The sequence below is a fragment of the Leeuwenhoekiella obamensis genome (assembly GCF_055391795.1).
On sequence record NZ_AP029251.1, the window covers coordinates 954204 to 979373 of the forward strand.

General features: G+C 37.0%; 22 protein-coding genes. 6 read left to right on the plus strand and 16 right to left on the minus strand.

Features of this window, described 5'->3' with window-relative positions; translation table 11 throughout:
• Positions 1-19 precede the first annotated feature (19 nt).
• Positions 20-3268 carry a cytochrome c biogenesis protein gene (locus tag ACZ5L8_RS04235; RefSeq protein WP_464440038.1) on the plus strand — a complete coding sequence of 1083 codons (3249 nt, stop codon included), beginning with the start codon at positions 20-22 and terminating at the stop codon, positions 3266-3268.
• Between the two features lie 40 nt (positions 3269-3308).
• On the opposite strand, the gene ACZ5L8_RS04240 is transcribed toward ACZ5L8_RS04235, so the two are convergent.
• From ACZ5L8_RS04240 to fumC, 3 genes are all read right to left on the minus strand, one after another.
• Positions 3309-3797, minus strand: coding sequence for a VOC family protein (locus ACZ5L8_RS04240; protein ID WP_464440040.1), 489 nt, complete (start codon positions 3795-3797; stop codon positions 3309-3311).
• A gap of 69 nt (positions 3798-3866) precedes the next feature.
• Complete coding sequence (locus ACZ5L8_RS04245) at positions 3867-4325, minus strand: hypothetical protein (RefSeq protein WP_464440042.1); 459 nt, start codon at positions 4323-4325, stop codon at positions 3867-3869.
• 109 nt (positions 4326-4434) lie between these two features.
• The gene (gene fumC / locus ACZ5L8_RS04250; protein WP_464440044.1) at positions 4435-5835 is read right to left on the minus strand and encodes a class II fumarate hydratase; all 1401 of its coding nucleotides are present in this window, start codon (positions 5833-5835) and stop codon (positions 4435-4437) included.
• Between the two features lie 196 nt (positions 5836-6031).
• On the opposite strand from fumC, the gene ACZ5L8_RS04255 reads away from it, so the two are divergent.
• Complete coding sequence (locus ACZ5L8_RS04255) at positions 6032-6205, plus strand: hypothetical protein (protein WP_462598675.1); 174 nt, start codon at positions 6032-6034, stop codon at positions 6203-6205.
• Positions 6206-6332: 127 nt separating this feature from the next.
• Here ACZ5L8_RS04255 and ACZ5L8_RS04260 read toward each other — a convergent pair whose 3' ends face one another.
• The 3 genes from ACZ5L8_RS04260 to prfB all read right to left on the minus strand — a co-directional run bounded on the left by ACZ5L8_RS04260 (position 6333) and on the right by prfB (position 10401).
• Entirely contained in the window at positions 6333-8861 is a 2529-nt protein-coding gene (locus ACZ5L8_RS04260) for a TonB-dependent receptor (RefSeq protein ID WP_464440046.1), read from the minus strand.
• Positions 8862-8950: 89 nt separating this feature from the next.
• On the minus strand, positions 8951-9292 hold the full coding sequence (gene arsC / locus ACZ5L8_RS04265) for an arsenate reductase (glutaredoxin) (RefSeq protein WP_464440047.1): 342 nt from the start codon (positions 9290-9292) through the stop codon (positions 8951-8953).
• 2 nt (positions 9293-9294) lie between these two features.
• Complete coding sequence (prfB, locus tag ACZ5L8_RS04270; protein ID WP_464440049.1) at positions 9295-10401, minus strand: peptide chain release factor 2; 1107 nt, start codon at positions 10399-10401, stop codon at positions 9295-9297.
• 211 nt (positions 10402-10612) lie between these two features.
• On the opposite strand from prfB, the gene trxB reads away from it, so the two are divergent.
• The gene (trxB, locus tag ACZ5L8_RS04275; RefSeq protein WP_464440050.1) at positions 10613-11569 is read left to right on the plus strand and encodes a thioredoxin-disulfide reductase; all 957 of its coding nucleotides are present in this window, start codon (positions 10613-10615) and stop codon (positions 11567-11569) included.
• Between the two features lie 51 nt (positions 11570-11620).
• Here trxB and ACZ5L8_RS04280 read toward each other — a convergent pair.
• The 3 genes from ACZ5L8_RS04280 to aroB form a co-directional block, all read right to left on the minus strand.
• A protein-coding gene (locus ACZ5L8_RS04280) for an IS3 family transposase (protein ID WP_464440052.1) occupies positions 11621-12858 on the minus strand; the annotation gives its coding sequence in 2 pieces (ribosomal slippage) (positions 11621-12516 and positions 12516-12858; 1239 coding nt in all).
• 93 nt (positions 12859-12951) lie between these two features.
• Positions 12952-13305, minus strand: coding sequence for a hypothetical protein (locus ACZ5L8_RS04285; protein WP_464440054.1), 354 nt, complete (start codon positions 13303-13305; stop codon positions 12952-12954).
• A gap of 71 nt (positions 13306-13376) precedes the next feature.
• Positions 13377-14459 carry a 3-dehydroquinate synthase gene (gene aroB, locus ACZ5L8_RS04290; protein ID WP_464440056.1) on the minus strand — a complete coding sequence of 361 codons (1083 nt, stop codon included), beginning with the start codon at positions 14457-14459 and terminating at the stop codon, positions 13377-13379.
• Between the two features lie 90 nt (positions 14460-14549).
• Between aroB and ACZ5L8_RS04295 the strand changes: the two genes are divergently transcribed.
• On the plus strand, positions 14550-15722 hold the full coding sequence (locus ACZ5L8_RS04295; protein WP_464440058.1) for a proline dehydrogenase family protein: 1173 nt from the start codon (positions 14550-14552) through the stop codon (positions 15720-15722).
• A gap of 55 nt (positions 15723-15777) precedes the next feature.
• Here the strand turns inward: ACZ5L8_RS04295 and ACZ5L8_RS04300 are convergent, their stop codons facing one another.
• The 7 genes from ACZ5L8_RS04300 to porX all read right to left on the minus strand — a co-directional run bounded on the left by ACZ5L8_RS04300 (position 15778) and on the right by porX (position 22821).
• Positions 15778-16182 carry a hypothetical protein gene (locus ACZ5L8_RS04300; protein WP_464440059.1) on the minus strand — a complete coding sequence of 135 codons (405 nt, stop codon included), beginning with the start codon at positions 16180-16182 and terminating at the stop codon, positions 15778-15780.
• Positions 16183-16506: 324 nt separating this feature from the next.
• Positions 16507-18147: a helix-turn-helix domain-containing protein gene (locus ACZ5L8_RS04305; RefSeq protein ID WP_464440061.1), complete on the minus strand. Its 1641-nt coding sequence runs from the start codon at positions 18145-18147 to the stop codon at positions 16507-16509.
• A gap of 51 nt (positions 18148-18198) precedes the next feature.
• Positions 18199-18582: a hypothetical protein gene (locus ACZ5L8_RS04310; RefSeq protein WP_462598665.1), complete on the minus strand. Its 384-nt coding sequence runs from the start codon at positions 18580-18582 to the stop codon at positions 18199-18201.
• 19 nt (positions 18583-18601) lie between these two features.
• Positions 18602-19798, minus strand: a complete 1197-nt coding sequence (locus ACZ5L8_RS04315) for an alanine dehydrogenase (RefSeq protein WP_462598664.1) — start codon at positions 19796-19798, stop codon at positions 18602-18604.
• Between the two features lie 76 nt (positions 19799-19874).
• Positions 19875-20459 carry a hypothetical protein gene (locus tag ACZ5L8_RS04320; protein ID WP_464440063.1) on the minus strand — a complete coding sequence of 195 codons (585 nt, stop codon included), beginning with the start codon at positions 20457-20459 and terminating at the stop codon, positions 19875-19877.
• Positions 20460-20822: 363 nt separating this feature from the next.
• Positions 20823-21230 (minus strand): tRNA (adenosine(37)-N6)-threonylcarbamoyltransferase complex ATPase subunit type 1 TsaE, encoded by a 408-nt coding sequence (tsaE, locus tag ACZ5L8_RS04325; RefSeq protein WP_464440065.1) that lies wholly within the window; start codon positions 21228-21230, stop codon positions 20823-20825.
• Between the two features lie 37 nt (positions 21231-21267).
• Positions 21268-22821, minus strand: coding sequence for a T9SS response regulator signal transducer PorX (porX, locus tag ACZ5L8_RS04330; RefSeq protein WP_464440066.1), 1554 nt, complete (start codon positions 22819-22821; stop codon positions 21268-21270).
• A gap of 79 nt (positions 22822-22900) precedes the next feature.
• Here porX and ACZ5L8_RS04335 point away from each other — a divergent pair, with 79 nt between their 5' ends.
• Both ACZ5L8_RS04335 and lpxD read left to right on the plus strand, forming a co-directional pair.
• The gene (locus tag ACZ5L8_RS04335; RefSeq protein WP_464440068.1) at positions 22901-24130 is read left to right on the plus strand and encodes an HD domain-containing protein; all 1230 of its coding nucleotides are present in this window, start codon (positions 22901-22903) and stop codon (positions 24128-24130) included.
• 24 nt (positions 24131-24154) lie between these two features.
• Positions 24155-25168: a UDP-3-O-(3-hydroxymyristoyl)glucosamine N-acyltransferase gene (gene lpxD, locus ACZ5L8_RS04340; RefSeq protein WP_462600522.1), complete on the plus strand. Its 1014-nt coding sequence runs from the start codon at positions 24155-24157 to the stop codon at positions 25166-25168.
• The last annotated feature ends 2 nt before the right edge of the window (positions 25169-25170 follow it).

Consider the following 25170-nt stretch of genomic DNA (forward strand, 5'->3'; position numbering starts at 1 on the left):
AAAATAAGCACCTTTTATAATGCAAAAACGTTTAGCCGAAATCCTGTTCTCCACACGCTTAATGGCAATACTTTTTATCGTCTATGCAGTGGCGATGGCGACAGGTACAATTCTAGATGCAGGTCAAGAAACTTCACCTACTCCTTACACCAGAGAAATCATTTATAACGCATGGTGGTTTGAACTTATTCATGTGTTATTTGTAGTTAACTTTTTAGGAAATATTAAGCGCTACCAACTCTGGAAAAAAGACAAATGGAGCACGCTAGTTTTGCACCTTGCTTTTATACTTATCATCGTGGGAGCGGCGATAACACGTTACATAGGTTTTGAAGGAATTATGCCTATTAGAGAAGGTGCAACTGAAAACACTTTTCTTAGTGAAGAAACATATTTACGCATTTTTATAGATGGTGAACGAGACGGTAACCCGATGCGTCGCAATCAAAAATGGGAAATGAATCTATCAACACGCTTAGATAATGAGTTTACTATTGAGACAGAATTTGACACTATCCCGGTTTCGATCTCATATAGCAAATTTATTGACGGTGCAGAAGAAGGTCTTATTGAAGATACTGAAGGTAAATACCAATTAAAAATCGTTGAAGCTGGTGACGGTAATCGTCATGAGCATTACATACAAGAAGGGCAAGTAAGCGACATTCACAATGTGCTTTTCACATTGAATTATGCGCAAGAAGGTGCGATTAATATCACGTATGCAGATGGAGATTACACTATAAAGTCTCCTTTTGCTGGTCAGACGACTGTGATGGCTACTCAAGAAACATTTCAAGTCGCGCAAGATTCTTTGCAAGAACTTAAGCTGCGTGCTCTTTATCAAGTGGGCGATATGCAATTTGTGATTCCAGAACCTGCGATTCGTGGTACAAACGGAATTGTGGAGGCTTTCCCAAAAACTAAAGGACAGGCAGATGCGCTTTTTGTAAATGTTACGGCTCAAGGCCAAACAGAAACGGTAGGACTTCTGGGCGGTAAAGGTTTTAATCCAGATATGGAGTCTATTGAGCTTGGTGATCTTTCAATTCACCTTGCGTATGGAAGCGAACCTGTTGAACTTCCTTTTGCTTTAAAACTTAACGACTTTATCGCAGATAAATATCCAGGAACAGAGAAGGTGTATTCATCTTACAAAAGTGAGATCACCGTAATAGACAGCGAGCAGGAGCAATTTGATTATGATATTTTCATGAATCACGTTTTAGATCACAAAGGCTATAGATTCTTTCAGGCGAGTTTTGATCCAGATGAGTTGGGAACTGTACTTTCGGTAAATCATGATCGCTGGGGAACCTGGATCACGTATGCAGGTTATTTTCTACTTTACCTTGGTTTAATGCTAATCCTTTTTGACAAAGGAAGCCGCTTCGGATTCTTAAAAAGAAGATTAGATAAAGTAAAAGCTAAAAAAGCAGCACTGCCGTTATTATTGATTTTATTTGGCTTAAGCCAAAACATAACAGCGCAGGAGCAAGAGGTAATTGTTGAGAATGGTAACACCACTGTGGTTAATGAGGCGCACTCGGAGGAAAGTCTGATTCCCGGGCAGTTTACACGCGCTGAGGAAGAAGAATCACATACGATGATAAGTCGTGCGAATGTGGATAGTTTGATACAAGCAACGAGAATTCCAGAAGATAAGGCCGCTGAATTTGGTAAGTTGGTTATTCAGGATGATCGTGGGCGTATGATGCCGGTAAATACTTTCTCAAGTAAGCTGATGCGAAAGCTAAGCCGCAGTGATAAATATCAAGGATTGAATGCGGATCAAGCACTGTATAGCATGGTTCAAAGTCCGATGCTTTGGGTAAATACAGATTTTATTTACTTAAAACCAGCAAATGACAGCATTCGCGGGATCATTGGTGTGCCGAAAGGTCAAAAATATGTGCGTCTTCTTGATTTTATCGATGCGCAAGGAAATCTAAAGATCGCTCCATATTTACAAGAAGCGTATCAAGCGGAAGCTAAAAATAACTTCGATAAAGACTTTATTGATATTGCAGAGCGTCTTGCATTGTTAGATCGTGCGTTAAGTGGCGAGATATTAAAGATTTTCCCTATCCCAAACAGCCCGAATAACAAATGGGTTTCTTACCCAGAACTTGGCACTGCAGGAATTAAAGGTAACGATTCGCTTTTTGTGAAAAATGTACTTCAATTATATTTTAATGCCGTTCAGAAAGGTAATGCTACGGGAGATTACTCTGGCGCAGACCGCTGGATGGAAGGCATTAAAAAATATCAAAAGAATTATGGTGGCGAGGTAATGCCTAGCCAAAGCAAAATTGACGCTGAGGTCTACTACAATAAACACGATATTTTCACGAAGTTATACTGGTTATATCTTCTTGCAAGTGTGGTGATGTTCATTTTTGTGATCACCCGTATCTTTAAAGATAACAAGTTTATAAAGAGCATGGTTTGGCTTTCTACGGCAGCTGTGATCCTTCTTTTTGCATTACATACAGCAGGATTGATCTGGCGCTGGTATCTTTCTGGGCATGCGCCGTGGAGTGACGCTTATGAAAGTATTTTATATGTAGGCTGGGCAACGATGTTCTTTGGTTTAGCATTCGGTAGGAAGAGTTCGCTTACCATTGCAAGTACAGCATTTGTAGCAGGATTTATTTTGTGGGGTGCGAGTATGAACTGGCTGAATCCAGAGATCGCAAACCTGCAACCTGTGCTTGATAGTTACTGGTTAATGATTCACGTAGCTGTGATCGTGGCAAGTTATGGTCCGTTTACTTTAGGGATGATCTTAGGTATCGTGACGCTTTTACTCATGATAGTTACCACAGAAAATAATAAAAAACGCATGAAGCTCAATGTAGATGAGCTCATGATCATCACCGAAATGTCACTAACAGTAGGTCTTGTAATGCTTACAATTGGTAACTTCTTAGGAGGACAATGGGCAAATGAGAGTTGGGGTCGTTATTGGGGTTGGGACCCAAAAGAAACCTGGGCGCTGATTAGTATTATGATCTACGCTTTTGTGATCCACATGCGTTTAGTTCCTGGTTTAAGAAGCAAATGGTTGTTTAACCTGATGTCGATCTTAGCTTATGGAAGTATTATGATGACGTATTTTGGGGTGAATTTCTGGCTATCAGGATTGCATAGTTACGCAAGTGGAGATAACATTCTAAACTTGAATAAATCCATCGGAATAGCAGTTGGGATAATTATATTCGCATTGATCGCGCTGCCCAAGTATAAGAAGTACTACAAGAAATAAAATGAAAAACCTCACAACTTTAAACTGTGAGGTTTTTTATTTAAAGCTCTTTTAATAAGCCTTGAATATCCAATTGTTTTGTAAACATCTCGATGCTGCCATCGGGCTGTTTTGGCCATTCTTCTTTTGGTCTGTCCCAATATAATTCAACGCCATTTTTATCTGGATCGTCAAGATACAAAGCTTCAGAAACTCCGTGATCTGCAGCACCTGTAAAAGGATATCCTGCATTTTGCACACGCACAAAAATTTCTGCAAGATCTTTACGGGTAGGGTAGAGAATAGCGGTATGATATAATCCTGGGCTGTTTTTTGGCGCTGGCGGACCATCTTTACTTTGCCAAGTATTTAAACCAATATGATGATGATAGCCACCTGCAGAAATAAAAGCCGCTTGGTCGCCATACATTGTGATCAACTCAAATCCTAAAATGCCGCAGTAGAAGTCCAGTGACTTTTGCAAATCTGAAACTTTAAGGTGAACGTGACCTATTCTGGTTTGATCTGGAATTTTATAAGTGTTTGACATATTTTATTTGTTTGCACAACATTTGTCGATACAAATGTAAATAGCTTTCATTAATTTGCAAAGAGTAGGCTAGTGCTTAATAACAACATCTAATTGCCTGCCTTCTTTTTCAACTTTCTTGTCTTTTGCGGTACCGATGGTTAAACCCAAAGAAAAGCCTATAGGTAATCCTACACCCAATAATCCCATATTACCTGTAGAAGTGCCAAGCGCAACTCCCAGCGGAATACCAAAAGCCGCCAGCCCCAGCGGAAACCAAATATTGCGGTGATGATTTTTAGTAAATAATTGTAATTCTTTGCCCACGATCTTTAAGATCTCAACTTCAGTATTCTTTATTTTCTTGCGCAACTTATCGTTAATCCCGCCCGAATTAAGATCGTGAATCTTAGCATTAAATAAGTCTTCAAACTTCTTAGGGATATCTTTTTTATTTAGCGCTTCAACTAAGTTATTGAATTGAGAGATCTGGTTATTGAGCTTTTTGTTTTCAGGATTGGGTTTTATGGTGAGTTGATGTATTGCCATATTTTGATTTTACGGTTTTAAAAATACACAATGCTATTTTATTTGGCTTAAAGCCAAATAAAAACCCCCACGATAACGTGAGGGTTTACTTTTTGCGAAAGCGAAATACTTATGACTTTAAGCTTCCTACCATATCTTCTGGTTTTACCCACTCGTCGAATTCTTCGGCGGTTAAGTAACCAAGATTTACGGCTTCTTCCTTAAGTGTAGTTCCGTTTTTGTGTGCTGTGTTTGCGATCTCAGCAGCTTTGTAATAGCCAATTTTTGTGTTAAGCGCAGTAACAAGCATCAATGAATTTTCTAATTGTTGCTTGATGCGATCGTGGTTAGGCTCGATACCTTCTGCACAATGAATCGCAAAAGATTCACAAGCATCACCTATCAACTCAGCCGACTCTAAGAAGTTGGCCGCCATAACAGGTTTAAACACGTTAAGTTGATATTGCCCCTGCATACCCGCAGTTGTGATCGCAACGTCGTTACCTATAACTTGCGCGCAAACCATTGTTAATGCTTCACATTGCGTTGGGTTTACTTTACCTGGCATGATAGAACTTCCTGGTTCGTTAGCCGGAATGATGATCTCACCGATCCCAGAACGCGGTCCAGAAGCAAGCATACGAATGTCATTCGCTATTTTGTTAAGTGAAACTGCCAATTGCTTTAAAGCACCGTGAGTTTCAACGATCGCATCGTGAGCAGAAAGTGCTTCAAATTTATTTTCTGCAGTTACAAAAGGTAGTTCTGTAAATTTTGCGATGTAATCAGCAACCGTTTTAGAATAACCTTCTGGAGTATTGATACCAGTTCCTACAGCTGTACCGCCCAGAGCAAGCTCTGCAAGGTGATGCATGGTGTGCTCTAATGCTTTTAAGCCGTGATCTAGCTGACTTACGTAACCTGAAAATTCTTGACCTAAGGTAAGTGGAGTAGCATCCATAAGGTGCGTGCGACCTATTTTTACCACGTTCATGAATGCGTCAGACTTCTCTTTAAGAACGTTGCGCAGTTGGATAACCTTTGGCATAGTAACTTCCATCACTTTTTTATATGCAGCGATGTGCATACCGGTAGGGAAGGTGTCGTTAGAAGACTGGCTCTTGTTTACATCGTCATTTGGCGCAAGCGTTTTATCGCCTTCACCTAATTTTTTACCAGCAAGTTGATGTGCGCGGTTAGCGATCACTTCATTTACGTTCATGTTACTTTGAGTACCAGAACCTGTTTGCCAGATCACAAGAGGGAATTGATCATCATGCTTACCTTCTAGGATCTCATCACAAACTTGAGCGATGTAATCTCTTTTTTCTTCAGTAAGAACCCCAAGTTCACAGTTTGTGTATGCAGCAGCTTTTTTAAGATAAGCGAAGCCATAAACAACTTCTAATGGCATGCTTGCCGCACGACCTATTTTAAAATTATTGCGGCTACGCTCTGTTTGCGCTCCCCAAAGTTTATCAGCGGGTACTTTAACCTCGCCCATGGTATCTTTTTCAATCCTAAATTCCATTGTGAAATAGTATGCTTGTGGGTTAATTGTATATTTTTAAGAATAAATTCTTTTTCAATTTATTGTATGCTACAAAAATACGGAACACGGCAAAAAGCCCCATACAATTGTTAACATTCTTGCGATAACTTAATGTAAATAATCTTGGCATTTTAAGATATTAAGAATTAAATTTGCAGAAATAAAAAACTAACGCATGTTTGAATTTGACCAATATTTAGGCTGGCTAGCTTTCTTAATGATTTTTACCATAGGATTTTGGGTAATGTTATTCTTAGTAGGAATCGTTCCTTACTGGTTAGGAGGTAACATCAGAGAAATACTTAAGGAGCGCAAAGAGCGCAAACGTGCTGAAAGAGAAGATTCCTAATATTCAATATAGTTTTAAGTAAGAAAAAACCACCCTCTGCTAAGGGTGGTTTTTTTATTTGGCTTTAAGCCAAAAGCAAAAAAAAGGCCGCAAGAGCGGCCCGTCATTATGGGGATGTAATCAGTAATTACTTTCCACCTTCAAAACCCTCACCGTCGTCTTCAAAGTCTGAACCTTGATTACGTCTGCGTTGTTCGTTTTTCTGTTGATTGAAGCGATACATCAATGAAACATTGATCTGGCGTTGTCTCCACTGAAACTCGCTGTATTGATTGATGTCATCTGTAAATGTGTAACCCATTCTTTTTCTTGAGTTGAATAAGTCGCTCACATTTGCAGAAATGGTTGCGTTATCATTTAAGATATCTTTGCTAAAGGCAAGGTCAACACTCAAGATACCGTCTGAAGATCCTTGAATTTCTTGAGAAGCTCCGCGATAGAAAGCGTTAGTTTGCCAGTCGATCTTACCGGGTAAGGTTATCTTAGAACTCATACGAGCAAACCAGCTGCTGTTCTCTTGGCTATAATCTACACCGTTAAATTCTCCATCAAGTTTAAAGTTGAAGTAGTTAACGCTACCGTTAAGTCTCCACCATTGAAAAGGATTGTAAAGAATACCAAGCTCTGCACCAGAACGCTCATTTGTAGCTAAGTTAAATGGTAAGCTACGTGTTACTTGTACATCTGATCCTCCAGGACCTGTAATGATAACTTGCTCTTGTACACGTTGAAAAGCATCTGTTTCTCTCTGGTAGTAAATAGAAGATGTTAACGTTAAGTTTTTACCCCATCTTTTAAGATAACCTAAGTCAAACGCATTAGAGAATGCAGGACGTAAGTTAGGGTTACCCTGAAAAATGTTTGTTCTACTATCTCTAGAAGGGAATGGATTAATAAACCAACCACGTGGGCGGTTGATCCTTCTGTTATAACCTAAAGAGATATTCTCGCTTTCTCCTAGTTCATAAATAATGTTTACCGTAGGGAAAAGTCCTAAGTAATTATTGTCAAAATCTGTACTAACAGGAAAAGAGAATTCTTCTTGAAGTTCTGCTTCTGTAAGTTCAGAATTGATTTTACCTTTTAACTGCGTGTTTTCTAAACGAAGACCGGTAAGGATATTGAAGTTTCCTAGTTTAGTACCGTATTGCGTGTACAGCGCTTGAACGTTCTCTGTATAATCAAAGATGTTTGTTTGATTCAAGTTAATTTCAAGTTCGCCGTTTGCATTCTCTTGTCTAAGAACATAGTCTGTAACGGTGTTTTCAAAGTTACCACGGTAACCCGCTTCAAATTGAGAATCTTCGCCGAAAGGCAAAACATAATCTGCTTGAAATAAATATTCCTTCTGCTTTTGATCTCTTGATGTCTGTTCGCTTGGGATATTTACATTGGTATTTGCAGTATTGTTGTATTGCACATCTTCATTGATAAATGAAGCTTCTTCTTCATTATCAACATCGTATTGAAAATCTGCCGTTAACTGATGACCTGTATCATTAAATCTATTGATAAAGTTTAATGCAAACTGGTAGCTGTATTCATCCTCTGTTTCTCTTTCGCTACGAAGCGTACCTATTTGCTCGCTTCCGTCAAGGAAATAATCGTTGCGGTTTCTTGTAAGATCATCGCCTAGACCATTTCTATAAAAAACAGTACCTGTTAAAGAAGATTTGTCGTTAAGATAGTATTCCATACCAAGGTTTGTGTTGAAACCTTTGTTAGAACGATCCATATCACGCTCTTCTATGTTTTTGTTGTATGCAATGCTATCTAAAAATGCATCTTGACGTGTTGTAAGATAATCTGTATCAAAATATCCATTACCTGGGCTTTCTCTGTAGCGATAGCCTGTGGTATTAAAAAGGTTGAATTTTTCTGTACGGTAGTTAATGTTACCTGTAATACCAGCATTTGCAGGATGACCACCGGTAAGATTTAATGATCCGTTGAAACCTAGTGTTTTTTCCTTTCTAAGAATAATGTTCAAAATACCTGCAGTACCTTCAGCATCGTAACGTGCAGATGGAGAAGTAATAACTTCAACTCTTTCAATGGCATCCGCCGGAAGTTGGCTTAATACATCAGTTGATCCAAAACCAGCCATTGCAGAAGGCTTACCATTAATAAGGATTCTAACGTTCTCATTTCCGCGTAAGCTAATGCTCCCTTCAATATCCACGTTTACAGATGGTACATTGTTAAGTGCATCTGCTACTGTACCACCACTTGTGGTAAGGTCTTTACCTATATTGTAGATCTTCTTATCAAGACGAACATCTACCGTTGTAGTTTCGGCAATAACAGTAACTTCATCAAGGTCAGAAGCTGCAAATTCTAATTGGATAGTACCAAGATCAAGATCTTTGTTAACGGTACGGTTGTTAAAGTTTTTCGTTTGAAACGAAATAAACTCAACGCTGATATTGTAGTTACCTTCTGGAACTTCAAGTGAAAAGTTACCATCTGGATCTGTAATTCCTCCTTTAACGCTTGAAGGATCGCTTACATCTGTAAGTGTAATAGTGGCATACTCTAGTGGAACACCGCCTTGTGTGTCAACCACCTTACCAGTGATTTTATATTTATTGCCCTGAGCCAGAGCCAAGTTTAAATTAAATAAAAGGGTAAGCAGTAATAAAATTTTTATTCTCATAGTAACTAAATCGGTTCACTCTTTAGACTAGGAGAAAGGACTTAGTTTAAACAGTATTGGTTAATATTCTGTTAAAACTAAATTAACGCTTAAAGCACCTCTTTGATCTTTTCTGGAGGTCTGCCTATAACGGCTGTATTATCGTGAATTACTATTGGTCTTTCGATAAGTTTTGGATTATCCACCATTGCTTGAATGATCTCTTCATCAGTAAGATCTTTGCCCTTAAAGTTATCCTTCCAGATCTGCTCGTTTGTTCTTACAAGGTCTATTGCATGATAACCTAATTTACCTATGATTGCGGCAAGTTCTATATAAGAAGGTGGAGTGTCTAGGTATTTTACAACTTCAAACTCTTTACCAGATTCTTCAAGAATCTGTAAACCTTCTCTACTTTTTCTACATCTAGGATTGTGATATATCTTGATCATAATTACAATTCGTTTTCTTCTTCTTCCTGACCCATCATCATGAGATAGGCTTTTAAAAATGCATTAATGTCACCATCTAGAACAGCATCTGTATTTCCTGTTTCTTCCGCGGTGCGCACGTCTTTTACAAGTTTGTATGGATGTAGCACATAGTTTCTGATCTGTGAACCCCATTCTATACTTTTTTTGCTAGCTTCTATCTCATCACGCGCAGCTTGTCTTTTCTTAAGTTCGATCTCGTATAATTGAGATTTAAGCATTTGCATTGCTTTTTCTCTATTTTCAAGTTGAGAGCGTGTTTCACTGTTGTGAATTATAATACCAGTAGGGTGGTGAGTAAGTATAGCTTTTGTTTCAACCTTATTAACGTTTTGACCGCCGGCACCACTACTACGAGCAAAATCCCAACTAATATCTGCAGGATTAATATCTATCTCAATACTATCATCAGCAAGTGGATAAACATAAACAGATGCAAATGAGGTGTGTCTTTTTGCATTGCTGTCAAATGGAGAAATCCTCACCAAACGATGCACACCGTTTTCACCTTTAAGCCAGCCAAAAGCAAATTCACCATCAATCTCTAAAGTCACGGTTTTAATACCAGCAACGTCACCTTCTTGATAGTTTAACTCCTTTACTTTATAACCGTTTTTCTCACTCCACATAAGATACATGCGCATCAGCATAGAAGCCCAGTCACAACTCTCAGTACCGCCGGCGCCTGCTGTGATCTGTAAAACAGCGCTAAGATCGTCACCTTCTTCAGAGAGCATGTTCTTAAATTCCATGTCTTCTATTAAGGTAAGGATCTTTTTGTATTGATTTTCTACATCTTCATCTTCGGCGTCACCTTCTTTATAGAATTCATAAAGAACCTCTAGCTCTTCAACTTGCGTTAAACCCTTTTCATAGCCTTCTACCCATTTTTTCTTTCCGCGTAAAGCGCGCATAAAAGCCTCAGCTTCTCTAGGATTATTCCAAAAATTAGGGTCAAAGGTTTTTTCCTCCTCATTCTGGATTTCAATTCTCTTCTGGTCTATATATAAGTGTGTCTTAAGTGTATCAAGACGTTCTTTAAGATCCTTAATTTGATCTGTAGTAATCATTAAATGGTGATATTTTTTAGGTGTCGCTTCCGCGAAAGCGATTTACAAACAACAAAGTTAATTAACAAAATCTCAGTTTTTCATAATATCGCATTAATCCTTACAGTAAACTTTAAATTATTGTTGATAAAGCTATAAAAAATGATTATTGAGCAAGTTTTGAACCGCTGAAGATTAACGTAAATTTGTAACAAACAAAATTGAATATACAATGGCTGTAGAGCGAATTAAATGCCTTATCATAGGATCAGGACCAGCGGGATATACCGCTGCTATCTATGCTTCAAGAGCAGATCTTAAACCTGTTATGTATACTGGTCTTGAGCCAGGCGGACAATTAACAACTACTACAGAGGTAGATAACTTCCCGGGATATCCAGAAGGTATAGATGGACCAACGATGATGGTGCAATTGCAACAACAGGCAGAGCGTTTTGGCACTGAAGTTCGTATAGGTATGGTTACTAGTGTAGAGCTTAGTGATGAGCTAGGAGGAATTCATAAAGTAACTGTTGATAACAAGACAGAACTAGAAGCAGAGACCGTTATTATTTCTACTGGAGCATCAGCAAGATATTTAGGTTTACCTAGCGAGCAAAGATTGCGTGGAGGCGGAGTTTCGGCTTGTGCGGTTTGTGACGGATTCTTCTATAAAAATCAACGTGTGGCGATCGTAGGTGGTGGTGACACCGCTGCAGAAGAAGCAACTTATCTTGCAAATATCTGTGAGCATGTAACTATGCTTGTGCGTAAAGACGAAATGAGAGCGTCAAAAGCAATGCAACACAGAGTAAATAGTAAAGAAAACATTACAGTTCTTTATAACACAGAAGTTGATGAAGTGCTAGGAGAGATGGTTGTTGATGGATTGAGAATCCTTAATAATACAGACAATTCTAAACACACTATTGAGATCACAGGATTGTTCATCGCGATAGGTCACAAACCTAACACAGATCTTTTTAAAGGTCAGATCGATATGGACGACACTGGTTATATCGTAACAAAAGGAAAATCTACAAAAACAAACCGTCCAGGTGTTTTTGCTAGTGGAGACGTTCAAGATAAAGAATATCGCCAGGCAATTACAGCAGCAGGAACAGGTTGTATGGCTGCGCTAGATGCAGAGCGTTACCTTGCCGAAGTAGAAACTTCAGTAGAGGCTTAACAAGATAAAGTCTATGAGTCGTCCTAAAATAGGTTGACAGTTTTTAATAATTTAAATCAATCCCTTGGAGCTAGCTTCAAGGGATTTTTTGTTGTGTATAAAATTAGGTGTTTTGTAGTTAAGGCTTAGATGTGGTCTTTGATTATTATAAGTTTTAATAGACTGCTGAACTAGCAGGCTAAGTTCTTTGCCTGTATTGCATTTGTTTATCAAGAACTCTCCCTTCAATATCCCGTTAATTCGTTCTGCTAATGCATTTTGATAACAGTCATATCCATCTGTCATTGAGGGGATCGCATTTGATCGCTTCAATTGAGTTTGGTACAACGAAGAACAATACTGCAAGCCTCTGTCAGAATGATGTATTACCTCGCTTGATGTGGTTCTACTCTTATTAGCCATTTTCATTGCTTTAACTACATTTTCTGCACTCATGTCATCACTTAGATGATAGCCCATTATTTTTCTGCTAAAAGCGTCTGTCACCAAGGAAAGATAATGTGTCCTTTCTCTACTCTTGATGTAAGTAATATCGCTTACAAAGTATTGCTCTGGTCTTACGGGTGTAACATCTTTCATTAGGTTAGGGTGTTTTTTTAGCCAATGCCGAGAGTCTGTTGTCCTTGTGTAATTCTTTCTTGGTTTTATAAGCATTGATTCTGACCTGAGATAATCAAATAAGGCGTCCCTGCCTATTTTAACTCTCATCTTTTCAAACTCAACGTTGAGTAAATAATACAGTTTACGAGTACCTAGTCTTGGCATTTGCTGGCGCACCCTTAAAATCAGCGGTTTGATCAAGGCAAGTTCATCAGCTCTTGTCCTTTCTCGCATTTCTGCTTGATAGACAGCCTGTCTGCTTATCCCAAACAATCTGCAACAACGTGACAGGCTTAGTCGGTGTTCTTGCCGGATTCGTTGGATTGATTGGGCAAATACTTTTTTCGAATAGAAGTTCCGTATTGCTGATCTGAGATATCGATCATCGTGTTGAGAATCTTATTCTTAAGCTTCTCATCTGACAGCTCTTTTTCAAGCCTCTTGATCTTTTGAGCAGGTGTTTCTTTCATTGTATTACAGCTAAGTCTTGTCTTTGGTTTACTCCAGTCTAAGGTACCGTGTTTGCGCAACCAAACCAAAACAGTACTCCTTCCTTGAATACCGTACGCTTTTTGGGCTTGCTTATAAGTCATTTCGCCCTTTTCTACCTGAGATACAACCGCCAATTTAAAGCCTAAATTGTAATCACGCTGAGTACGTTTCTGCTCAGCTCCTTCTGAGTCTTTCATAAATAAGTCGAATTTGTGTCAACTTATTTCAGGACGAGACACTATAAAATTAAAAAGCGCCAATTTTAAAATTGGCGCTTTTTTTATTTGTGATTAATCTTCGTCTTCATCATCAGCTTCTTCTTCTGGGATGTCGTTAAGATCTTCGTCTTCATCGTCATCATCCTCACCCTTCATTTTATCTGGGATCTCGCTGATTGGTTCATTTAGATCTTCATCATCATAATCATCAACGTCAAAGTTTTCCATAGAGTTTTCAAGCTTCTTACTTACTTTAACAAGATAGATGGTATCTTCAGTTCTTACCTCTACGGCTTCAATAAGCTCGTTTTTGGCATTTCTGAAAGAGATGATATGATCATCGTCATAACCGTAAGGATATTTATCGACTAACAGCGCCAAAATTTCTGGCGTAAGCTTTTTAAAATCAACAATTATTCTTCGCATAAGGGGTTACTGTAATTATTTTGTTTAACAGTGAATTTATAAAAAAAACGTTTTCTAAACGCAAGCAGAATCTAACTTTTAGCTTTAAAATTTTCATAATCTTTAAATGCTAAATGGATCAACGCATTATCAACTTTTTGGTCAATAACCGGCTTGCCAATTTCCTGCAATAATACAAACAAAATGTTTCCGTGAGCATTCTTCTTGTCATATTTAAGCAGATCAATAATATTATTTATATCGCTTTCGCTAAAAGTACTCTTACCGTAGGTATTAACTATAGTCGAGGCGATATCCTCATAAGCTTCTTTGCTCAATCCTGTAAGTTCAACTGAAAGATAAGCGGCCAAAACCATACCTATTGCGATAGCTTCGCCATGAAGCAAACGCTCTTTTTCTGGATGTGCTAAGAAGTAAGATTCAATGGCGTGTCCTAAGGTGTGACCAAAGTTTAGTGTTTTTCTCAATCCATTTTCAAAAGGATCTTCAGTTACCACTTTATTTTTGATCGTGATACTTTGTTGTATTAATTCAGCTAGACCTTCTATATTGGTAAAGCTTTCCTTTTTTACAGCCTCCCAATATGCTTGCGATGAGATCAAGCCGTGCTTAAGCATTTCGGCGTAGCCAGATCGTAGTTCTTTTTGCGGAAGCGTTTGTAATAACTTTATATCTACCAGCACCATCTGAGGATTGCTGATAACGCCTATCTGATTTTTTAATGCACCAAGATCTACACCGGTTTTACCACCTACAGATGCATCTACCATACTTAATAAGGTAGACGGGATGTTAATGTAATCTATACCGCGTTTAAATGTGCAAGCGATAAAACCGCCCATATCTGTAACCACACCGCCACCTAGATTGATCATCGCGCTTTTGCGATCTGCGTTAAGTTCTGATAAAGCATTCCATACACCATCGCAGGTTTCTAGGTTTTTAAACTCCTCGCCAGCGTCAACCTCAATGATCTCTATTGTGGTGTTAGTTTCTACATTTGCAAGAAATGCAGCAAGGCAGTTTTCGTGTGTGTTTTCGTCAACTAATATGAATAAGATGCTGTAGTTTTTTGCGGCAAGAAGAGCATTGAGTTGCGTATAGCCTTCTTGATTAAAAACGATCTTATAGTCTTGTGCTTGTACAGGTTGCATTTTTTAAGTTTTGCGGGGGTGAAATTAAATATCTTTTGAGAAATAAGACGTGTGATTTCCGGTATATTTGCGCACAATTTTTTTAGGCTTATGTTAGAGAACAGAATTTTTGACAATACAGAAACTGCGTTTGCTTTAAAATCTGATAGCGAACTAGAGCGCGCGTATTTCTTATTTAAAATGATAAGTAAGCAACCCTTGGTTAAAATAGGTACTGCGATGACCAGGTTTGCTATTAATGCAAAATTGCCTGTAGAAGGTTTGATAAGAGCTACTGTTTTTGATCATTTCTGCGGTGGTGTGAATGAGAAAGATTGTAATGATGTTGTCACGAAAATGTATAGTAAAGGCGTTTGCTCTGTGCTAGACTTTTCGGTTGAAGGGAAGGAGAAGGAAGCTTCTTTTGATGACGCTTTAGAGCGTGTGATCCAGATCATGGATTTTGCTAAAGACAAGCCATCTATGCCTTTTTCTGTTTTTAAACCTACGGGTTTTGGACGTTTTGAGGTGTATAGAAAGATCACAGAGCGTGAAAAACTTACACAAGCTGAGGAAGAAGAATGGCAACGCATCAAAAATAGATTTGATAAAGTTTGTGCAAAAGCCGCTGAATGTGATACCACTTTATTGATCGATGCAGAGGAAAGCTGGATGCAAGATGCAGCAGATCTTCTTGTGCAAGAAATGATGGAAAAGTACAATAAGGAGAAGCCTATTGTATTTAATACACTACAATGCTATCGCTGGGATAGATTGCAATATCTAAAAGTGCTGCATGAAGATGCGATAGAAAAAGGATACAAACTAGGAGTGAAGATCGTTCGCGGGGCTTATATGGAAAAAGAGCGCAGCAGAGCAGAGGAGAAGAACTATCAATCGCCTATTTGTAAGGACAAGGCTGAGACAGATGCGCATTTTAATGCGATGATGGCTTACATTTTTGAACATCTTGATGATATTCAGATTTTTGTAGGTTCTCATAACGAAGAGAGCAACTATCTTGCTCTTGAGCTTATGAAGCAAAACGGACTCGCTAAGGATGATAGACGCGTTTGGTTTGGACAATTATATGGTATGAGTGATCATATTACTTTTAACCTAGCGGCGAAAGGATATAATGTGTCTAAGTATTTGCCATTTGGCCCCGTAAAAGACGTTATGCCTTATCTTATAAGAAGAGCAGAAGAAAATACATCAGTAGCAGGACAGACAAATAGAGAGTTAACGCTCTTGAAACAAGAGATCAAGCGCCGAAAAATATAGAGGCTTTTTTAGGCTAAAAATTTTCTGGTTAACCCAAAAAAAGATAAATGCAATATCAATATGATATTGCATTTTCTTTTGCCGTTTCTATAGAGATCGTTCTCCCAAACGTTAGAATGGATAGGGTGTAAATAAGAGCGATCGCCGGAAAAAGCAACATGAAAGGTATTCTGGTAAAAACGTTTAGTACGGTAAAAAGTATTAAATGACTTATAAGTAGATCGCCATTTATATTAGAAAAGAAGCTATTAAGGTTTACTTCTTCAGTATCACAATCTATTTCGATTGCGTTAGATGAGCAGAAAAATGATTTTGCCCATAACTTTTTATTTTCGTCTACATCAATGATAATGATGTCTTCTTTGCTTCCCATAATCGCAACCTCTTGCTTGCCGGAGAAAATTCTAACCTTGCCTAATCTATGATTTAAGGACAAGTTTTTTACAGCTATTGTAATCATACTGATAAAAAATAAACATGAGTGTATTAGCAGAAAGTTTATTAAAACCTTTCTACGATTAATAACATCTCAAATCAGGAAATTGAAGTTGTATAAGAGGTCTGGATCAAATGAAATTTAAAACCAAGTATTTTTTGAAATAGCCATACCGGTATATTTTACATTTAATCCTAGAGTCAAATAAATGGCGAGATTTTCGCGAAAGCAAGAAAATGGTTTCCTGATTTATAAATCTGGAGAGATTTTAAAGAATTGATAAATCAGATAAAATTATTAAAATTCTGATTTTCAATAACAAAGACATTCATCTTTAAGTTTTAGTCTCTATTTTAAGTTTTTGATAAAATAAGCAGGAGTAATCCCAGTATGATCTTTAAACGCGGTATAAAAGGTTGTTGTAGAATTAAAACCGATCTCTTTAGCAAGTGATTCCGTGGTATAGTTTCTCCATTTTTTATCGGTTTTTAGTTTTGAGACAACATAATCAATACGGAGATCTTTAAGATATTGAGAGAAATTTTTACCACGTTCATCGTTAATGATCTTTGACAAATATGTGGAATTGGTTTCTAGATTTTTTGACAGCGAATTGAGCGAGATTGTAGAATCTAAAAATTCTTTATTACTTTCAAAAGCATGTAGCTTTTGCAAAAGCGAAAATCGGATCTCATCGTTTAGACTTTTGTTTTCTGAAACCGGAATTGCTATTTCTTCGGTTTCAGAATTTCTAGCCATTAGTTCTTCAAAACGTTTTTTATAGATTCTAGATTTTCTAAAATTCAGGATCAAAACCACAATTGAAACGACTGAAATTATAATGATGATCCAAGTGGCAGCTTTGTTTTGAGATTTTTGTTCATTGAATTCAGCTTCCAGAGCTTTACGCTCAGACTCTAGATGTGCAATATCAATTTTTTCATGGTAATTATTTAAGGTAGATATCTTTTCTGCGTCAAGCAAACTATCAACCTCAAAGAACTTATTAAGATATTCTAATTGTTTGACCTTATCTCCTTCAATTCTGGCATTTTCTATTAGCGCTTTATATGTGTCTCTTAGTTCAGAAATCAAATTATCTGTAGCCTTGTAGATAGAATCTACCTTATTAAAATTCTGTATTGCCTCAATTTGATCTTTTTCATAAACGGCAATTTTACCTAAGTAATAATATATTGAGGGGCTTATATCATCAAAATCACTGAGGACTTCGTTGTAATCCTTTTTCGCTTTAGCGAAATTTCTCGTCTCATAATTTAAACGAGCATTGTAAGTCAGGAAATTGTAGTAATGTCTATCCTCTTTAGATTTAATGGATTGCTCTAGACCTTTATCAATCCAAACTCTAGCCGAATCAAATTTTTTGAGTTTTAAGTATGCATCTATATAATGTGTATAAGAGTAATATAGATTATCATAATATGTGACTGATTCTTCTGATTGTTTTAAAACACGATTATGGTAATCATGAATCATGTTCATATCGGTAATACTATCAGTATGATATATTTTAAAATATATGAGTATGCCTAAGCAGGGTAGAGCATAATCTTCATTGTTTTTTAATTCTGCAATATTGAATGCTTTAAGGTAATTGTCCCAGGCTTTATTGTAATTACCTAGATCTATATGATAATAACCTTTAGCGGCATATAATGCCTCAGGGTAAATAGATGTTTTGAAATTTTTTGAATAATGAATAGCGCTATCGGCGTATTCTAAATTCTTTTTAGAAGGGAAAAAATCTGAGAGATATGCAAAACCTTCAGCTATGTTAAGGCTATCGTTAAGATTTTTAGCTCGCTGAATATAAAGTTTAGCATAAAGTATTTTTCTAGTAGTATCCTGAGTTTTTTCAATTCTAGATTTTAAGACCTCAAAACTTTCTAAATCGTTATCTGAATTTTGGGCAAAAGAATATTTTGCTCCTAGAAGAAGTACAAGTAAAAAATATCGCTTTAAAATCATTAATAGCTATTTCCGGAAATCCCAAAAATAAAAATTAATGAATAATATTTCTTAGAAAGATGAAATATTATTGATTGTAAAAACCTTGTCGCAATTCTCAATGGTAAGAATAATGTTCTCCGTTTGATCATCAGAAGATTTGATGACAAACTTACCGCATGGTTTTTTACGTGCGTCGCTTTCAGAAAAATCTACATCACCTGTTTTAAGAACATTGTTTATGATGATAGTATCAATACTTAATGCGTTAAGTTGCTTTTCAGCATTGTCTGAAAGTGAGTAGCCATTTGTTCTAATTGTTTTTAAAACACGGGCATTAGGTAAATAATCAAAAGACGGGATCTTAGTGCCACTACCATTAAGAAAGAAAACTAAGAAAATAATACCTATTGATGCTCCGCCCAAGTAATAGGCAAATCTGTGAATTAACTTCATTTACAGAAAATAAATTGATCTAAAAAAACAGTAAGTTGCTATCTCTATATGGGAGATCAAACCAGTCTGATACCGATTTGTTTGTCAAAATACCGCGGTAAAAATACAAACCACTTTTTAGACCTTTGTTGATTCTTAAAGAATTTTCTAATCCGCCTTGTTCGGCTAAGTTCAATAAATAAGGTGTAAAAATGTTACTTATTGATATTGAGGATGTTCTTGCGTATTTTGCAGGAATATTAGGAACACAATAATGTGTTACTCCGTGGCAGGTAAAAACAGGTTTGTCGTGAGAGGTTATTTCACTAGTTTCAAAACAGCCTCCCATATCTATACTTACATCGATAATTACAGATCCACGTTTCATAGTTTCGACCATGGCTTCAGTTACGATAACCGGGGCTCTGTCTTTTCCGCGTACAGCGCCAATAGCGACATCACAGCGTCTTAAAGCTTTAAGTAAATTTTTTGGTTGAACGGTAGAGGTGTAAATAGGGCGACCAACATTAGTTTGAAGTTGGCGTAATTTAGTAAGAGAATTATCAAAAACTTTTACGTTAGCACCTAAACCAAGTGCTGATCTAGTTGCAAATTCTCCCACAGTTCCCGCTCCTACAATTACAACTTCAATAGGCGGAACGCCGCTTATGTTGCCAAACATCAATGCATTTCCATCTTCTTTTGCCATCAATTCTGAAGCGATGAGTATTGAGGCAGTCCCAGCAATTTCACTTAAAGTGCGAACTGCAGGATATGTGCCATCTTCATCTCTTATAAACTCAAAGGCAAGAGCAGTTATTCGCTTTGATGCGAGTTTTTGGAAGTATTCTTTTTTTTGTGTTTTTAGCTGTAAAGCGGAAATCAATACAGATTGGGGATTGATCATGTCAAGCTCTTCTAGCGATGGCGGCTCAACTTTAAGGATCATTGGGCAGCTAAAAACCTTTTTTGTGTCGGCTGAAATTTCGGCGCCAGCCTCAGAATAATCATGATCTGAAAAACGAGCGTCAATACCCGCTTTAGATTCTACAAGAACTCTATGGCCATCAGCTACAAGCGCAGCAACAGCATCTGGAGTAAGACAAACACGTTTCTCTTGAAAATGATTTTCTTTAGGAATACCTATAAATAGAGAACCTTTACGAGTTTCTACTTCTAGTTTTTCTTCCTGTGGAATAAGTTCTTCCCTTGTAAATGGGCTATTGGCAAGATTCATATATGTAAGCTAGTGAATATCCAAATTACATATATTTTAAGAATAGAGCAAAAATGAATATTGTAGAAGAGTAACGTTATCCCATAAATAATGGTTCTTCGTCTTCCTCCTCGTCTTCCTCGTCAGTGCTATCATCTAAAAGAAAAGATTGAGTATTTAGACTCTTTTTTTTGATTTGACCATTAAGACTCACGCGGTCAAGTTCTGTTAAATCTATATTGTGTATTCTGTCAAAAATTTTAGTTCTTATAGTATACATGAAAACAAGCATCACTAATATTAATGGAGCTAGAACTATAAATTCACTGCTATCTGTAAATCTATTGTCATCATTTAATGTCATGTAAATTTGAAAAACGTACATGCAAATGGGAATTAGAAGTGCGTGATACCACCAATGGCGACAGGTGAAAAACCAAATAAGAAGAAGTATTAGAGGTATAAATTTTCCAAATAGAATCCATCCGGTAACATTTACACTCTTATAGAAGCCACTAGTATATTTTAGGTGTATACCTAAAACGTCAGTTTCCCAAACGGGGATGTCTGGGAAACCTTCGTATAAATAAAATAAATATGGTGTTGCTATAATAAATACAGCAATTAGACTACCCGTGAGTAGGGACTCTGATTTTGGTTTTATCGACTTTTTTCGCTGCATAATCCGCGTTTGAATCTTGAGTTGCTGTGTAAGTTAATGCAGTTGAACCAGCGATAAGAAGTCCGAAAAGTAATGCTTTAAGTTTCATAATGTAATTGTTAGAGGTTAATGTGTTATGATTTTGTTTGACACAAACATACGGCGCTAACACTCTATCAATCAAAACTTAAAAATTCCTTATTTTCGCAAACTCTTCTCTGATTTTTTTTTACTGTTTAACCTTGAAATTCTTCCTTTAATCTTGACTTGGTTTTTTTGGATTTGAAAAATCATTTTTTCATCAAAAAACAAAATCGTTAAACTGAAGAAAATTCTTACACATTATTTTATTGTGATTTAAAATAAAATTATTTTTTAACAAATTTAGTCCCATTTTAATATTCTTTCATTTTCATTTATCGACTCGATTTTCGCTGAATGACACTCATCGTCCAATAAAATGTTAATTTTTTCAGGCCATTCAATGAAAATCCATTTTCCTTGCATTAAATAGTCTTCAAAACCGATGTCAAATGCTTCTTCGACATCATTTATACGATAAAAATCAAAATGAAAAATAGGTTCACCTTTTTCTGTTGAGTATTCATTTACTAAAGAAAAGGTCGGACTAGAAACTTCGCCCTTATATCCCAGTTGCCTAACGATAGATTTGATCAATGTCGTTTTACCGGCACCCATTGATCCTGTAAACAGGATTACCTTGTGAGAGGAGTTGTCAATAATTTGCTTTGCAGTGTCGTCTATTTCAGACAGTGCATAGTTGATAACCATAGGGGTCTGAGTGTTTAAGGGCGGTGCAATATAACAATTATCTGGGATTTAGTATTACAAACGGAATTATCATTTCTTCTAGTGAAACGCCACCATGTTGATAGGTGTTTCTGTAATAACTTACGTAGTGATTGTAATTGTTAGGATATGCAAAAAACAAATCGCCCTTAGCAAATATGAAACTGCTACTCATATTAATAGTAGGTAAGTGAATCTTCTTAGGGTCTATGGCAGCCAGAACCTCTTTGTTCTCATAGGTAAGACTTTTACCTGTTTTGTATCTTAAATTAAGACTGGTGTTTTTGTCTCCTATTACTTTAGATGGATTCTTTACATTAATAGTACCATGATCTGTGGTAAGCACAACGCGCATTCCTAATTGTTGTGATTTCTGGATCATTTCTAATAAAGGAGAGTTCTTAAACCAACTTGTAGTTAAACTGCGGTATGATTTATCATTAGATGCTAATTCTTTAATGACCTCCATTTCGGTTTTACTGTGGCTTAGCATATCTACAAAGTTGTATACTATTACAGTAAGGTCATTATTCTTAACGCTATTAAAATTCTCAACTAATTTCTTTCCGCCCTTGAGGCTTGTTATTTTATGGTAATCCCATTTAAGGTCTAATCCTAGTCGCTTTAATTGTGCTTCTAGAAATTTATCTTCATTTTGGTTTTTTCCGCCTTCGTCTGTGTCGTTAAGCCAAAGATCTGGGTGTTTCTTCTCCATATCGCTAGGCATAAGTCCAGAGAAGATAGCGTTTCTTGCATATTGTGTCGCTGTGGGAAGTATACTATAATAGGTACGCTCGCTTTCCTTTTTATAATAGTTACTTATTATAGGTTCAAAAGACTTCCACTGGTCGTACCTTAAATTATCTATTACTATAAAGACAGTAGGAACATCGTCTTTCTTTATTTGGGGCACCACCCAATCTCTAAATAAGGTATGAGACATTACAGGTTTATCTTCACTGCCTTCAAACCACTCCTTATAGTTGCGTTCTACAAATTTGAAGAATCCATTATTTGCTTCGATCTTTTGAGATTCAAGGATTTCATGCATTCCTTGATCTTCAATGTCTTCTAGTTCAAGTTCCCAATACACGAGTTTTTGATACAATTCTGCCCACTCTTCATAGGTGTTTACCATAGACATATCCATGGCGATCTTTCTAAATTCTTGCTGGTAGTTAAGTGTTGTCTTTTCGCTGACAAGCCTACTTGTATCAAGATTTTTTTTAAGACTTAATAATATCTGATTGGGATTTACAGGTTTAATGAGGTAATCTGCGATCTTAGAGCCTATAGCTTCTTCCATAATATATTCTTCCTCGCTTTTTGTGATCATCACCACAGGTATGGTGTCGCGAATGGCTTTGATCTCGCTTAAGGTGTCCAGACCGCTTAAGCCAGGCATGTTTTCGTCAAGAAAAACAATATCAAAATTCTCTTCAGCCACGATCTCTATCGCTTCAGTACCGCTCTGGCAAGTGGAGACTTCATAATTCTTTTTCTCAAGGAACATTATATGTGGTTTGAGCAAATCTATCTCATCATCTACCCATAAAATTTTTATCGTGCTCATATGTATTATCTTTGTTTTAAATCAATTTTTTGATGTCCATTTTAAGTGATGGCTTTCGCCAAAAGAAAACACACACTCTTTGACAGACAATAACAAACTTACGATAATTAACGACCCTATATATGGCTTTATTACCATACCCAGAGGTCTCATTTTTCAATTAATAGAGCATAAATATTTTCAGCGCTTGCGTAGGATCTCTCAAATGGGACTTTCGTATTTAGTGTATCCGGGAGCGCATCATACGCGATTTCATCACGCGATAGGCTGTTTGCATATTATGTCTAAAGCGATTGAAGTGCTTGAGCGAAAAGGTGTTGAGATATCTCCTGAAGAAAAGGAAGGAGTTAAAGTGGCTATTTTACTACACGATATAGGTCACGGTCCATTTTCTCATGCGATGGAAAATAGCATTGTAGAAGGAATTGAGCATGAAGAGATTTCGCGCAGATTTATGCACGCTCTCAACGCTGAGTTTAACGGAAGTTTAACCCTGGCGATAGAAATTTTCACAGGATCTTATCATCGTCCATTTCTGCATCAGCTTGTGTCTGGTCAACTAGATATGGATAGAGCAGACTATCTTAAACGCGATAGTTTTTACACCGGTATGGCAGAGGGTAATATAAATACAGAGCGTATTCTTGCCATGCTAACGGTTAAGGATGATAAACTCATGATAGATGAAAAAGGAGTTTATACCATTGAAAAATTCTTAGTTGCAAGAAGATTGATGTACTGGCAGGTATATTTGCATAAAACCGGTATTGCGGCAGAGCAGTTGCTTGTGCGCGTGCTTAAAAGAGCAAAAGATCTTACAGAAGCCGGTGCGCAATTACCCGCAAGCGAAGCTTTGCAATTTTTCTTAAAAAACAGAGTCTCTAAAGAAACCTTTGATGATAATGCGCTCGAAGTTTTTTCAAGATTAGATGATTATGACATTATAAGCGCCATGAAAGAATGGTGTAGTCAAGAAGATTTTGTGCTAAGCACACTTTCTAAAAAGATCATCAATAGAAAATTGCTGGCGATCAAGATCAAGAAAAAAGAAATTCCGCAGGAAACTGTAGAAAAGCACATCAACAAATTGATCACAGATTATAATATCACAAAGGAAGAGGCGAAGTATTTTGTTTTTACCGGCACTATTTCAAATCAAGCATATACGAGTAAAAAAGCCGGTATAGATATTTTAACTAAAAGAGGTAAAGTCATTGATGTTGTTAAGGCTAGCGACCAGCTAAGTTTAAAAGCCTTGTCTAAGGTTATAAACAAAAACTATATCTGCTATCCTAAGTATAACGATTGACCCTTTTTTGCTATTTTTGCGATGATGAAATTTACAGCTGCACAAATTGCAGGGATTTTAGATGGCGTTATAGAAGGAGACGCCGAAACTGAAGTCTCTAAACTTTCAAAAATAGAGGAAGGCTCAAAGGGTTCATTAACCTTTTTAGCGAATCCTAAATATACCTCTTACATTTATACTACAGAAGCTTCAGTTACTATCGTTAGTAAAGACTTTCAGGCTGAAGAAGAAGTGAGCACCACGCTTATTAGAGTAGACGATGCTTATAAATCATTTTCTAAACTGCTAGAATACTATAATAAGGTAAAACTTCATAAAACCGGGATAGAACAACCTGTTTACATTGCAGAATCTGCAAGTTATGGAGACGATATTTATCTAGGTGCTTTCGCATATCTGGGCAATAATGTTAAGATAGGTAATAACGTTAAGATTTACCCCAATGCTTACATTGGCGATAATGTAACAATAGGTGATGACTGTGTTATTTTCGCTGGAGCGAAAATATATTCTGAGTGTGTTCTAGGGAACAACGTTTACATTCATAGTGGTGCCATAATAGGCGCAGATGGTTTTGGCTTTACGCCAAATGAAGAAGGAGTGTATAGCAAAGTGCCACAAACCGGAAACGTGATCATTCACGATAATGTAGACGTTGGTGCCGGTACAACTATTGACAGAGCAACGCTAGGATCTACAGTGATCAAAACTGGTGTTAAGCTAGACAACCAGATACAGATCGCGCATAATGTTGAGATAGGAGAGCATACTGCTATCGCTGCACAAACGGGTATCGCAGGATCTACTAAAATAGGCAAGCATTGCTTAATAGGTGGTCAAGTAGGGATTGTAGGTCATATTACAATAGGAAACAATGTGAGAATACAGGCGCAAAGCGGTATTGCTCGCAATGTTAAAGATGGTGAAGTTTTACAAGGATCACCAGCTTTGTCTTATGGCGAATTCAATAAATCTTATGTACATTTTAAGAACTTACCAGAGATCGTAAAAAGAATTGATAATCTGGAAAAGGAATAAAT